Source organism: Massilimicrobiota sp. An142 (assembly GCF_002160725.1).
GTDB classification, from domain to species: Bacteria; Bacillota_I; Bacilli_A; order Erysipelotrichales; family Coprobacillaceae; genus Allocoprobacillus; species Allocoprobacillus merdigallinarum.
In genome coordinates this window covers 22,354-36,100 of sequence record NZ_NFLD01000031.1, presented here as the reverse complement: position 1 = coordinate 36,100, position 13,747 = coordinate 22,354, and the positions used below count along the sequence as shown (strand labels likewise).

At 30.1% G+C, this 13,747-nt stretch carries 11 protein-coding genes, 2 tRNA genes and 1 rRNA gene; 11 read left to right on the top strand and 3 right to left on the bottom strand.

What is annotated here, in order from left to right; all coding sequences use genetic code 11:
* Window positions 1-81, top strand: a 5S ribosomal RNA gene (rrf, locus tag B5E87_RS15715); the annotation flags it as partial.
* Window positions 82-196: 115 nt separating this feature from the next.
* On the opposite strand, the gene nagB is transcribed toward rrf, so the two are convergent.
* Window positions 197-931: a glucosamine-6-phosphate deaminase gene (gene nagB, locus B5E87_RS11905; RefSeq protein ID WP_087245125.1), complete on the bottom strand. Its 735-nt coding sequence runs from the start codon at window positions 929-931 to the stop codon at window positions 197-199.
* Window positions 932-1,100: 169 nt separating this feature from the next.
* Here nagB and ptsP point away from each other — a divergent pair, with 169 nt between their 5' ends.
* The gene (ptsP, locus tag B5E87_RS11900; RefSeq protein WP_224759450.1) at window positions 1,101-2,810 is read left to right on the top strand and encodes a phosphoenolpyruvate--protein phosphotransferase; all 1,710 of its coding nucleotides are present in this window, start codon (window positions 1,101-1,103) and stop codon (window positions 2,808-2,810) included.
* Between the two features lie 38 nt (window positions 2,811-2,848).
* On the opposite strand, the gene B5E87_RS11895 is transcribed toward ptsP, so the two are convergent.
* A complete protein-coding gene (locus B5E87_RS11895) occupies window positions 2,849-3,316 on the bottom strand; it encodes a GAF domain-containing protein (protein WP_087245123.1) in 468 nt (155 codons plus the stop codon).
* A 57-nt stretch (window positions 3,317-3,373) separates the two neighbouring features.
* Here B5E87_RS11895 and B5E87_RS11890 point away from each other — a divergent pair, with 57 nt between their 5' ends.
* From B5E87_RS11890 to B5E87_RS11875, 4 genes are all read left to right on the top strand, one after another.
* Complete coding sequence (locus tag B5E87_RS11890; RefSeq protein ID WP_087245122.1) at window positions 3,374-4,600, top strand: deoxyguanosinetriphosphate triphosphohydrolase family protein; 1,227 nt, start codon at window positions 3,374-3,376, stop codon at window positions 4,598-4,600.
* 61 nt (window positions 4,601-4,661) lie between these two features.
* The gene (gene metA / locus B5E87_RS11885; RefSeq protein WP_087245121.1) at window positions 4,662-5,594 is read left to right on the top strand and encodes a homoserine O-acetyltransferase MetA; all 933 of its coding nucleotides are present in this window, start codon (window positions 4,662-4,664) and stop codon (window positions 5,592-5,594) included.
* 134 nt (window positions 5,595-5,728) lie between these two features.
* Window positions 5,729-7,585: a dockerin type I domain-containing protein gene (locus B5E87_RS11880; RefSeq protein ID WP_241147176.1), complete on the top strand. Its 1,857-nt coding sequence runs from the start codon at window positions 5,729-5,731 to the stop codon at window positions 7,583-7,585.
* Between the two features lie 15 nt (window positions 7,586-7,600).
* Entirely contained in the window at window positions 7,601-8,992 is a 1,392-nt protein-coding gene (locus B5E87_RS11875) for a cadherin-like beta sandwich domain-containing protein (protein ID WP_241147175.1), read from the top strand.
* Between the two features lie 10 nt (window positions 8,993-9,002).
* Here the strand turns inward: B5E87_RS11875 and B5E87_RS11870 are convergent, their stop codons facing one another.
* Window positions 9,003-9,425 (bottom strand): NUDIX hydrolase, encoded by a 423-nt coding sequence (locus B5E87_RS11870; protein ID WP_087245120.1) that lies wholly within the window; start codon window positions 9,423-9,425, stop codon window positions 9,003-9,005.
* Between the two features lie 99 nt (window positions 9,426-9,524).
* Between B5E87_RS11870 and pepV the strand changes: the two genes are divergently transcribed.
* The 5 genes from pepV to B5E87_RS11845 all read left to right on the top strand — a co-directional run bounded on the left by pepV (window position 9,525) and on the right by B5E87_RS11845 (window position 13,688).
* Window positions 9,525-10,895: a dipeptidase PepV gene (gene pepV / locus B5E87_RS11865; protein WP_087245119.1), complete on the top strand. Its 1,371-nt coding sequence runs from the start codon at window positions 9,525-9,527 to the stop codon at window positions 10,893-10,895.
* 62 nt (window positions 10,896-10,957) lie between these two features.
* Window positions 10,958-11,043: transfer RNA gene (locus B5E87_RS11860), tRNA-Leu, on the top strand.
* A 12-nt stretch (window positions 11,044-11,055) separates the two neighbouring features.
* A tRNA-Leu gene (locus B5E87_RS11855) sits at window positions 11,056-11,141 on the top strand.
* A gap of 51 nt (window positions 11,142-11,192) precedes the next feature.
* Entirely contained in the window at window positions 11,193-13,346 is a 2,154-nt protein-coding gene (locus B5E87_RS11850; protein WP_087245118.1) for a Tex family protein, read from the top strand.
* Entirely contained in the window at window positions 13,347-13,688 is a 342-nt protein-coding gene (locus B5E87_RS11845) for an arsenate reductase family protein (RefSeq protein WP_087245117.1), read from the top strand.
* Window positions 13,689-13,747: the final 59 nt, after the last annotated feature.

Sequence of the window (13,747 nt, the reverse complement as noted above, 5' to 3'; positions counted from 1 at the left end):
CTGTACCCATGCCGAACACAGAAGTTAAGCATCACAGCGGCGAAGATAGTAGGCAACTGCGAAAATAGCACGCTGCCAGTCCATGTGAGGGAATAGTCATTCTATTCCCTCCTTTTTTTATTCTCATTCCTTTTTTGACAGATAATTCATCATAACAAGTGCAACAAAAAAACTCCAAGATTGGAGTTTTTATCTTTTATTTATTTTTTAATAAACTTGCAGCAGCTTCATCAACAACTAAAATACAATCAGGATGATCTTGTAAAGCACTTGCAGGTACATCTGTTGTTTTTGGTCCTTCAACTGTAGCTTGAATAGCTTTTGCTTTTCCTTCACCAGAAGCAATAAGAAGCACTTTTTTAGCTTTCATAATATTTGCAATCCCCATACTTACTGCTTGAGTAGGTACATCTTCAATTTTACCATTAAAGAATAAACGTGCATTGTCTTCAATTGTAGATTGTTTTAAATCAACCTTGTGAGTAACTGAATCAAAAGGTGTTCCTGGTTCATTGAAACCAATATGTCCATTAGAACCAATTCCTAATAATTGAATATCAATAGGATTGTCTTCTAATAATTGGTTATATGCTTTACATTCTTCATCAATATTGCCATTTCCTTTTGGAACATGAACATTATTCATATCAATATCTAATTCATTAAATAAGTTATGACACATAAAATAATGATAACTTTGAGGATGAGATTGATCTAAACCAAAATATTCATCAAGATTAAATGATTTAATATCTTTGTATGAAGTTCCATTTTTCTTGTGATCTTCTCTCATCAATTCATAAAGTCTAATAGGTGTAGATCCCGTAGCTAAACCTAAATTAGCAGTTGGATTGCTTTTAACAACATTCAACATAATTTCACAAGCTTTTTGACTTGCTTCTTCATAATCTTTTACAATAATGACTTCCATCTTTGTCCCTCCTATAATATACTTTTATTATATAACAAGCATAGTGAAATGAAAAGCTATATTTTCATATTTTGAAAATTATAAATTTAATAAATATAGAAAGTTTAATCTTTATTTTATATTGAAAATAAGGTAAAATAAATTTATATGGAGGTAGGTCAAAATGACAATGATTAAAGGTATTGCGGCATCTAATGGTATTGCAATTGCTAAAGCATACAAATTAGTTATGCCTGATTTAACAGTAACTAAAGAAACTGTTGAAGATGTAGAAAAAGAAATTAAAGCTTATGAAGATGCAATGGATTGCACAAGTAAGCAACTTGAAGCTATTAAGGAAGCTGCTTCAAAAAATTTATCTGCTGAAGAAGCTGCAGTTTTTGATGCACATGCTTTGGTTTTATCTGACCCTGAATTAAAAACACAAGTTGAAGATAAAATTAAAAATGAAAAATGTAATGCAGCTGCTGCTTTAGAAGAAGTAGCTAATACATTTGTAGCAATGTTTGAATCTATGGGTGATGAATACTTTAGAGAAAGAGCTGCTGATATTAAAGATGTTTCTCGTCGTTTATTAGCTAATCTTTTAGGAAAATCATTACCTAACCCTGCTTTAATTGATGAAGAAGTTGTGATTATTGCTGATGATTTAACACCTTCTGATACAGCACAATTAAATAAAAATTTAGTTAGAGGATTTGCTACAAATATTGGTGGAAGAACTTCACACTCTGCTATCATGGCAAGAAGTTTGGAAATTCCTGCTGTTGTTGCTTGTAAAACAGTGACTGATGAAGTTAAAGATGGAGATATGATTGCTCTTGATGGTATTGAAGGAGTTGTTATGATCAATCCTGATGAAGATACTATTAAAGAATATACTCAAAAACGTGATGAATATATTGCATATAGAGAAGAATTAAAGAAATTAGTTAATGAAAAAACAGTTTCAACTGATGGTCATCATGTTGAATTAGTTGCCAACATCGGTTCACCAAAAGATTTAGCTGGTGTTAAAGAAAATGGTGGTGAAGGTGTAGGTTTATTTAGAACTGAATTCTTATATATGGAATCTGCTGAATTACCAAGTGAAGATAAACAATTTGAAGTATATAAAGAAATTTTAGAAGGTATGGCTGGTAAACCTGTTGTTGTAAGAACACTTGATATTGGTGGAGATAAGGAAATCGAAGCTATTGATTTACCTAAAGAAATGAATCCATTCTTAGGTGTACGTGCAATTCGTTTATGCTTCCAAAGAGAAGATATTTTTAGAACTCAATTAAGAGCATTATTAAGAGCTTCTGTTTACGGTGATTTAAGAATCATGTTCCCAATGATTGCGACATTAGGAGAATTTAGAAAAGCTAAAGGTATCTTAATGGAAGAAAAAGAAAAATTGGTTGCAGAAGGTGTTAAAGTATCTGATACTTTACAAGTTGGTATCATGATTGAAATTCCTGCTGCTGCAGTTTTAGCTGATCAATTTGCTAAAGAAGTTGATTTCTTCTCAATTGGTACTAATGATTTAATTCAATATACATTCGCTGCTGATAGAATGTCTTCAGGTGTATCTTATTTATATCAACCATTTAACCCTTCAATCTTACGATTGGTTAAACATGTTATTGAATCAGCACATAAAGAAGGAAAATGGGCAGGTATGTGTGGAGAAATGGCTGGAGAACCAATGGCAGCTCCATTATTACTTGGTTTAGGATTAGATGAATTCTCAATGTCTGCAACTTCAATTTTGGCACAAAGAAAATTAATTAGAGAATTATCTCAAAAAGAAATGGCTGATTTAGCTAATCAGGCAATTAATTGTACAACAATGGAAGAAGTTGTTGAATTAGTTGAAAAAGTTATTAAAAAATAGAACATACAATAGAATTTAAAATGTAAAAAGGACAGTGTTCATTGTGAACGTTGTCCTTTTTTAAAAATATATTCAGCAATAATTTCTACTATTTTTTCTAAAAAATCCTGATCATTTAAAGTAAATCTATTAAAATAGGGAGAATCAATATCTAAGACACCCATTAATTCATTTTGTACGATTATAGGAATAACAATCTCACTTTTACTACGACTATCACAAGCAATGTGACCACTAAATTGATGTACATCTGCGACACATATTGTTTGATGTAATAAAGCTGCTTTACCACAAACACCTTGACCAATAGGAATCCTTAAACAAGCTACTTTACCTTGGAAAGGACCTAAAATGAGTTCGTGATTATCAACGAGATAAAATCCTACCCAATTAATATCTGGAATGATTTCATTTAAGAAAGCAGACATATTTGCCAGGTTAGCAGTGATATTTTCCTCATCTTTCACTAATTCATAGGCTTGCTGTAAAAATAATTGTGTATTCATTGCTTTCACCTCTTTTTTAGTATAACATAAATATATCATAAATGAGAGGTAGTAGAAATGGAAAAACAAAAATTCAGTGACTATGGTATGTTTGAAGGACATTCTGAATATGAGCTGGCTGTACAAAGGTGTGAAGATATATATCAAAGAAGATATGACTTAAGAAGTGATTTTGCAAGAGATTATACCAGAATTATCTTTTCACAAGCGTATCGTCGTTTAAAACATAAAACACAAGTTTTTTTTGCTGTCGAAGATGATCATGTCTGTACACGCAGTGAACATGTCAATCTGGTTGAGTCTATCTCATATACAATTGCACATCAACTGGGTCTAAATACAGAACTTACAAAAGCCATTGCAGTAGGACATGATTTAGGTCATGCTCCTTTTGGGCATGGTGGTGAAACTATTTTGACTGATATTGCTAAATCTCATGATTTAGATAAGTTCTGGCATGAAAAAAATAGTTTGCATTTTGTTGATCATATTGAATTATTAGAAGATAATAACCATTATCAGCATAATTTAAATCTTACATATGCTGTACGTGATGGAATTATATCTCATTGTGGAGAAATGAATCAAAAATATATTCAAAGAAGAAAAGAATATATCAATCTTAATGATTATCAATATGCAGGACAATACAATCCATGGACATATGAAGGATGTGTTGTAAAGATGGCTGATAAAATTGCTTATTTGGCTAGAGATATTGAAGATGCTTTACGTTTAAATGTTTTAACACAATCTCAAATTGATGAATTAAGAACACAATTAAATCAAATGGGGAATTATCAATTTCATGCGATTAATAATGGTTCTGTTGTTAATTATTTTATACATGATGTGGTGGAAAATTCTTGTGTAGAAAAAGGAATAGGCTTATCTCAGGAAGCTTTTGATAAAATGAAATTTATTATGAAATTCAATTATCAAAATATTTATTTAATTAAAAGGGTTCAAGTTCATGAAAAATATGTGTCTTTAATTTTGCATTCTATTTTTGATTTTTTATATGATTATAAAAATCATAATGATTTTATTAAAGATTTAAAGCAGGATTTAAAACAATATCCAAAGTTAATTGGTCATTATTTAGCGTGGCTAGAAAAATACGCTGTTATAGAAAATTATTCGAGAAAAAAAGAATATCATAATCATATTGTTTATGATTTTATCCATGATTCTCATGCTTTTGAAAAAAGTATTATAGATTATCTAGCAGGAATGAGTGATGCATTTATTATTCAGCTTTTTAATGAGTTGATTTCTTTTTAAAAGATATTCAAGTCTTTTATGAAATATGATAAAATGAAGCGAGAAATGAGGGGAAATAATTATGCCAATCAAAATACCAGATAATTTACCTGCTGCTAAAATATTAAAAGAAGAAAATATATTTATTATGAGTGAAACACGTGCAACAACACAACGCATTAGACCGTTAAAGTTATTAATTTTAAATATTATGCCAACCAAAATTGTAACGGAAACACAATTATTAAGATTATTATCTAATACACCTTTACAAATTGAAGTAGATTGGATTCACATGGCAAGTCATGAATCTAAAAATGTTTCAAAAGAACATTTATTGGCTTTTTATAAAACTTTTGATGATATTAAAGACAATAAATATGATGGTTTAATTATTACAGGAGCACCAGTTGAAAAACTTGAATTTCAAGATGTGGATTATTGGGATGAATTGACAACATTATTAGAATGGTCTAAAACGCATGTTTTTAGCAGTTTCTTTATTTGTTGGGCAGCGCAGGCAGCTTTGCATTATTTTTATGGTGTTTCTAAGTATTTATTGCCACATAAATTAACTGGTGTATATCTACATCATACGAATGTTGAAAAAATGCAAAGAAAAATTTTGCGAGGTTTTGATTATCAATTTTATGCACCCCATTCACGTTATACCAGTGTATCTAAAGAAGATATTGAAAAGATAGATGACTTAGATATTTTAGCTGAATCAAAGGATGCAGGGGTTTATATAGTTGCTTCAAAAGATGGATCACGTTTTTTTGTGACTGGACATCCTGAATATGATCCTGATACTTTAGATAAGGAATATAAAAGGGATTTGGCTAATCCAGATATTATCAGTGAAATGCCAAAAAATTATTATTTGAATGATGATGTCAATAATGAAATACAAGTCAAATGGCGTTCTCATGCTTACTTGATTTTTGCAAATTGGTTAAATTACTATGTTTATCAGGAAACACCTTATAATTTGGAAGATTTAAAAGAAAGATGATATTTATTAGCAGATTATGGGAAATCTGCTAATAAAATCGTCTTTTTTTGTTGAAAAAGCCTAAAATCAATTGAATTTTATGTGATCTTCATATATAATTTTATTTGGAATGTAATGAAAGAAGGGGTGTTTTAATGAGAAAAAAAATCTGTCAATTGTGTATGTTAGTTATCTCATTAACATTAGTTATAGGGTTAGTTATAAATGTTTCAAATCAAAATTCTGTTGAGGCAAAAGATAGTTCTTCAAAAGGACCAGAAGTAACAGACTATTTTACTGTTATTAATGAAGATGGAAGTACATCTATTGTTGATTTTGATGATATTGAAAACGACAACTCAGAAATTATTGAACAATCAAAAGAATATAATTTGGTTGCTAAAACTGGTGATGATAAAGAAGTTATAGCAACTTATGAAAATGAAGAAGAAGCTCAGGAAGCTTTGGATAATAAGGTTAAAACAAAATCAAAATTGCGTGCAAGAACCTTTTCTGTTACAACATACTCTGTTGAAGAAAATACAAAAGCCATTGAATATGGAGTTGTGTATTTAAACTCTAAAGGTCATGATGGAAATGAATATTTAACTTATAAAAATGTTTTAACTGGATATGATGGCTATACGACAGGAAGTTATGCAAAAGATGCAGCCTATATTGGAACTGTTAACGGAAAAATTCGTGCAAAACAAGCAGGGACAGTAATGGATTTTGATGCACGTGATGTGACAGTTGTTGATTATCAAAGTGCTAATATTTCTCATTACTATGTTGAAGGTGGTTACTTATATCATAAATATTTTTATGGTTCAGAAAGTTCTAGTGCACAAAGAGTTGGAAAAAAGCCAAGTTACTTAAATGAAGGAACAAAATATTATAGTTATGATGGACATTATTTCTATACAAGTTATCCAACAATGATTAAGGACTATCAAAACAGTAATACATCTTATCCTAATGCTGTTAATAAATCTAATCCTTTCTATAATTACTATCAATTCCTTTCTCATCGTTCTAAAACAACTTTAACTCCATATAATTTGGATACTATTACAAATGATAAAGTGGGTTCTAGTTCTTCAAAAATGAAAAATATGGGACAATATTATATTGAAAATCAAAATACATATGGTACTAATGCTTTATTGATGTTTGGTGTATCTGGAAATGAAAGTGCTTGGGGAACAAGTGGAATCGCTCAAGATAAAAATAATTTATTTGGACATGGTGCAGTAGATAATAATCCTTATTATGGTGCTAATGGATATGCAAATCCTCAAACAAGTATAAAATATCATGCAGAAAAATTTATTTCTAATGGTTACTTGGACAACGAAGATTGGCGTTATAATGGTGGACATTTAGGAGATAAATTGTCTGGTATCAATGTGCGTTATGCATCTGACCCATATTGGGGAGAAAAAGCTGCAAGTGTTAATTATTATTATAATTATGGAAGTGATTATAATAAATATACAATTGGTATTATTAATGGGCAGCAAAAAAGCTATAAGCTTTATAAAGAACCTAATTCAACTGTAACACATACTTTAGGAAGTGGTAATAGTCCACGTACTTATAATTTGCCAGTGATTATTTTAGATACTGTTACAGCATCTGGTAAGAAATGGTATAAAATTCAAAGTGATACAGCATTAAACAGTTCTCGTACTGATACGGATTGGGATAATAAATATAGTTTTTCAAGAGATTATTTATATATTCCTGCATCAGATATGACAATTGTTACAAATGGTAGTGATAGTAGTACATCTGATAGTCCTACATCTTATACACGAGGAGATGTAAATGGTGATGGGAAAATATCATCTAGTGATTTGCTAAAATTAGAAAAATATATTATTAATTCTACTAAAAATAATTTGACATCTCTACAAAAAGAAGCTGCTGATATTAACAATGATGGAAAAATAACAACAAGTGATTTATTGAAGTTAGAAAAATATATAGTTTTTGGTACTAAATTTTAATGAATGGAGTTTTTTATGAAAAAAATATTATTGTGTTTTATTTTAATTTTTGGAATGTTTGCATTTCCTATTGATGCAAAAGCAATTTCTGCATCTAGCTCTTTGTCTGGGCCAACTACAGTAACTGTAGGAAGTACAATAAGTGTGACTGCGAGTGTATCAGCTTCCAGAATGTATATCATACAGGGAAATATTACCTCTTCTAATAATTCAGTACTTTCAGGATCTGGTTCATTGTATAAGAAAGCTGATTTGTCTGTTTCAGAAAACGGATTTACTTCTGCATCAAAAACAGTTCAGTTTACAGCAAAGTCTGAAGGAACTGCAACTATTAAGTTGATAGATACAGGAATAGGTATTACAGTAGATGATGAACCAATATCGTTTTCATCCTCTTTGACAGTAAAAGTTGTTGCTAAAACAAATAATACTTCAAGTAATTCAAGTAGTTCTAGTTCTTCAAGTAGTTCAAGTAATGAAAGTACAACAACTCAAGAACCAGAAGTAAAAAAATCAAGTGAAAAGAATTTATCTTCTTTGAGCGTTTCTGAAGGAACTTTATCACCAAAGTTTTCAGCAGGTACAACAACATATAAAGTTGATTTAACAAGTGAAACAGAATCGCTAACTATAAGTGCTAAAGCTAAAGATAGTAAAGCTAGTGTTTCAGGAACTGGAGAAAAAGAGTTAAAAATTGGTGAAAATAATTTTACAGTGACTGTTAAAGCTGAAGATGGCAGCAAGAAAACTTATACGATTAGTGTTTATGTGACGGAAAAACCAACACAATTTGTGAAATTAGGAGATCAAAATTTAGGAATTTTAAATGATTTATCTAAAACGGATGTGCCAAAAGGATTTGAAAAATCAACAATAAAAATTGACAATAAAGATGTGACAGCTTTACAAAATAAAGATATGGGATTGACTTTATTATATTTACAAAATGAAGATGATAGCACAGGATTTTATATTTATGATGTAGATAATAATAAAGTTTTGAGTAAATATCAAACTGTAGCTGTTAATGGAAAAACATATGTTCTTATGGATGCCCCAGATAATTTAGAAGCTATCCAAGATTTAAAAACAGTAACTATTAAAATTGGTGATGTTGAATTAAATGGATGGAAATTTGAAGATGAGGCTTTATCACATTACACACTTGTCTATTTAATGAATGAAGCTGGGGAAACTCAATTATATACATATGAAGATACTGAAGGGACATTACAAAAATATACTCCTGTTGAAGAAAAAAATGATAATACATTAACATATGTATTTATTGGAACAACAGCTCTATTTGTTGTATCAACTGCGGTACTTGGATATATGTATATAAGTTTTAAAAAGAAATCAATTTCTGCTATAAAAGATTATTATGAACGAAAAAATCAAGGGTAACCTTGATTTTTTAATCTTCAATATTCATTGATTCATATTCTTTAAGTGTTGTAATAATGTCATCATAGATTTTCTGATCAACATAATTAAGTAATTCATCACTAGAAACAAAACGATATTCAGTGTGTTCATGAGAGATTTGAACATGATCATTGGTTGGAATAGCTAAAAAGCCAATACCAACGGTTTGATAGTCAGGTCGAACGGCTGTAAAAGTATACACTGGTTTGATGATTCTCACATCTAAATTTGTTTCCTCTTTTAATTCTCTAATAAGAGCCTGGTGTGGTGTTTCACCATATTCTAATCCACCTCCAGGAAGTTCCCAAAAACCAAGTCCATCACTAGAAGGACGTACTCTTTTGAGAATCAGGATTTTTTGATGATAAATGACAATAGCTTTGACGGTAATATGAAATCTGATATTTTCCATATGTTTATTCCCTCCATTTTATATATCATATCATTTTTTTTACAAAAAGTATCGTTTTATTAAAAATGTTTGCTATAATAATTGAGAGGTGATTTTAAAATGATTGATTTTTTAGAAGAAGTCTATAAAAGAAAAGATAAAATGATAGAAGATATACAGACATTATGTAAAATACCATCTATTTTAGATGAAACAACAGCTAACGAAGGACAACCATTTGGAAAAGCATGTCGTGATGCGTTAGATGCTATGTTAGAAATAGGTGAGAGAGATGGATTTGTTTGTGAAAATGTTGATGGTTATGCAGGACATATTGATATAGGGGAGGGAGAAGAAACTTTTGGTATTTTAGGACATTTGGATGTTGTGCCTTGCAATGAGAGTGGATGGAACAGTGAACCATTTGCAGCAACTTTAAAAAATGAAAAGTTATATGGGCGAGGAGTTGCTGATGATAAAGGACCACTCATTGCTGCATACTATGCTGCTAAAATTATTCATGAATTAAATTTACCTGTAAAAATGAAAACAAGAGTGATTTTTGGATGTAATGAAGAAAATGGTTCAAAATGTATGCAATATTATTTTACAAAGAAACCTTATCCTTCAATGGGGTTTACACCAGATGCAGAATTTCCTGTTGTCTATGGAGAAAAAGCAGGTGTTAATTTTAAAATAATTGGTGAAATTGAAAACGATAATTTAATAGGACTTTATTCTGGAAATAGAGCAAATATTGTTCCAGAAGTTTGTGAAGCTTATTTAACAGGTTCATATAAACAATATAGAGAATCATTTGCTGAATATTTATCTGCTCACCAATTAGATGGATATGTTGAAGAAGAAGGAAATCATACAAAACTTGTTTTGATTGGAAAATCTGCTCATGCCTCTACACCAGAATTAGGAATTAATGGGGCTGTATATATGTGTCATTATTTATCAACTATATCACAAAATCAATTAGTTCAATTTATTGATCAATATTTTTATAATGATTGTTATGGGGAAAAATTAGGTATTGCTTATACGGGATTAATGGGTCCATTAACAGTGAATTTAGGGGTTATCAATTACAAGAATGGACATGTTAATATGATTATAGACATGCGTGTTCCTCATGAAGTGACAGATGAACAGTTGACAGCAAAAATGCAAAAATGTCTTAACATTTATGGATTAAAAGAAACACATCATTTAGGAAAAGCTTTATATATAGATCCTCAAAGTGAATTGATTCAAAAGTTGCATAATGCTTATGTTGAATTTACAGGTGATCATAATCATCAACCACAGGCTATTGGTGGTGGCACATATGCCAAAACAATGCCTAATTGTGTTGCTTTTGGTATTGAATTCCCAGATAGTGATAATAAGATTCATCAAAATAATGAAGAAATTTCTATTGATGATTTAATGAAGGCAACAGCTATCTATGCAAAAGCTATTTATGATTTGATTAAGGAATAGAGTGAATTCTCTATTCCTTATTGCATAGAAATATGATTTTTGTTATAATATAAACACTAATTGCAGGCGTGGTGGAATGGTAGACACGCTATCTTGAGGGGGTAGTGGAAGTATTTCCGTGTGAGTTCAAATCTCATCGCCTGCACCATTTTTGTTTTACGCATCTGTGGTGGAATTGGTAGACACGCTATCTTCAGGCGGTAGTGGATTTAATCCGTGTGAGTTCGAGTCTCATCAGATGCACCAATTGATTGAGCATTGTTTATCAATGTGTTTTTTTATTATTGGAGGATTTTTATGAATCAAGAAATTATACAAAAAATGGCTGAAGAATTATCCATTCAAGAACAACAAATTCAAAATGTTTTATCTTTATTAGAAGAAGGAGCTACTGTTCCTTTTATAGCACGTTATCGTAAAGAAAAAACAGGTGGATTAAATGAAGAACAAATTAGAGAAATTTCAAAAGTATATGAATATCAGGTCAATCTTCAGGAACGAAAAGATGATGTTATTCGTTTAATTGATGAAAAAGGTTTATTAACTGAAGAATTAAAACATAATATTTTAAATGCTTCTAAATTAAGTGAAGTTGAAGATTTTTATAGACCATTTAAAGAGAAAAAGAAAACTAAGGCATCTATTGCTAAGGCAAAAGGATTAGAGCCATTGGCTCAATCGATTTTAAAATTACCTAGAACTTTCGATTTGGAAAAAGAAGCCCAAAAATATTTAAATGAGCAAGTATTAACTATTGAAGAAGCTATTCATGGAGCCAAAGATATTATTGCAGAACAAATAAGTGATGAACCACGTTATCGAAAATATACAAAAGATATGATTTATAAGACAGGTATGATCTCTTCTCATGTCAAAAAGAAAAATCCTGATCAAGAAGATGGGATTTATGAAATGTATTATGATTATCAGGAAAGGGTTCAGTATATTGCATCACATCGAATTCTTGCGATTAATCGTGCTGAAAAAGAAAAGGTATTAACGGTTTCTATTGATATTGATACAGATCGCTTTATTCAATATATTTATAATGGTGTTATGCGTAGACGTGAATCGTCGCTAGATACCTTTATTGAAGATACTGTTAAAGATGCATTTAAACGTTTGATTTTCCCATCTGTAGAAAGAGAAGTTCGTAATGAATTAACAGAAAAAGCACAGGAACAGGCATTAAATGTTTTTTCAGTAAATTTGGAAAATCTTTTATTACAGGCACCAATGAAAGATAAATATGTATTAGGGGTTGATCCAGCTTTTAGAACAGGATGTAAATTAGCAGCTATTGATCCAACTGGTAAAGTGTTAGATATTCATAAAGTTTTCATTACTATACCTAAAGATGATTACACTAAGGATGAAAAAATATTACTGTCTATGATTCAAAAATACCAAATTGAAATTATTGCTATTGGAAATGGAACTGCCAGTCGCGAAACAGAAAGCTTTATAGCGCAGTTTATTAAGAAATATAATCTAGATGTACAATATGTCATCGTGTCTGAAGCGGGAGCTAGCGTTTATTCTGCAAGTACAATTGCTAAGGAAGAATTTCCAGATTATCAGGTAGAAGAAAGGTCAGCTGTTTCTATTGCCAGACGTTTACAAGATCCTTTAGCAGAACTTGTTAAAATTGAGCCAAAGGCTATTTCAGTTGGTCAATATCAACATGATATGAATCAAAAGAAATTAACAGAACAGTTAGATTTTGTGGTAGAAAAAGTTGTCAATCAGGTAGGAGTTAATATTAATACAGCGTCTCCTTCATTACTACAATATGTATCTGGTTTATCAATGTCTACAGCTAAAAATATTGTGAAATATCGTGAAGAAAATGGTAAATTTACATCTCGTGAACAAATTAAAAATGTAAAAAAACTTGGAGAAAAAACATATGAATTGGCTGTTGGATTTTTAAGAATTCTATCTGGTAATGAGAAATTAGATGAAACGAGTATCCATCCAGATAATTATAATGATGCGAATCATCTTTTAGAATATCTTCATTTACAAAAAAATGATATTGGTACAAAACATGCAAAAGATGTGATTGAACAAGTATCTATTCAGCAGATTCAAGAAGATTTACACTTAGATTCTTATTTGGCTGAAGATTTAATAGAAGCTTTTATATCTCCACATCGCTCTCCTCGTGATGAATATAATGTTCCTATTTTACGAAAAGATGTTTTAAAAATTGAAGATTTGAAAAAAGGAATGAAATTACAGGGAGTTGTGAGAAATGTTGTTGATTTTGGTGCCTTTGTTGATATTGGATTAAAAAATGATGGTTTAATACATATTTCTAAAATGTCATCTCATAAAGTGAAACATGCTTTAGATGTATGTCATGTTGGAGATATTTTAGATGTATATGTATATGATGTTGATTTGAAGAAAAAAAGAGTTGCTTTATCATTAATGGAGGTGGCATAAATGGAATTTATATATTATCCACGTTGTAGTACATGTTTAAAAGCTTTAAAAAAGCTTAAAGAACAGGAAATAGATGTGACATTACGAGATATTGTCAATGAAACACCGACTCAAGAAGAATTAGTTTGTTGGATACGTCAAAATGGAAAAGGAATCAAACCATTTTTTAATACATCTGGAAAACTTTATCGTGAAATGAATTTAAAAGATAAAATAAATGATATGAATGAAGATGAAGCAGCATTGTTATTATCTCAAAATGGTATGTTAATCAAGCGTCCATTGCTTATTGATGGTGAAAAAATTATTATTGGATATCAAAAAGAAATTTATGAAAAATAGATTTCTTTTTTTATTATTTATTTTGAAATGATTTTATATCTGTTATACTAAAGAAAAGA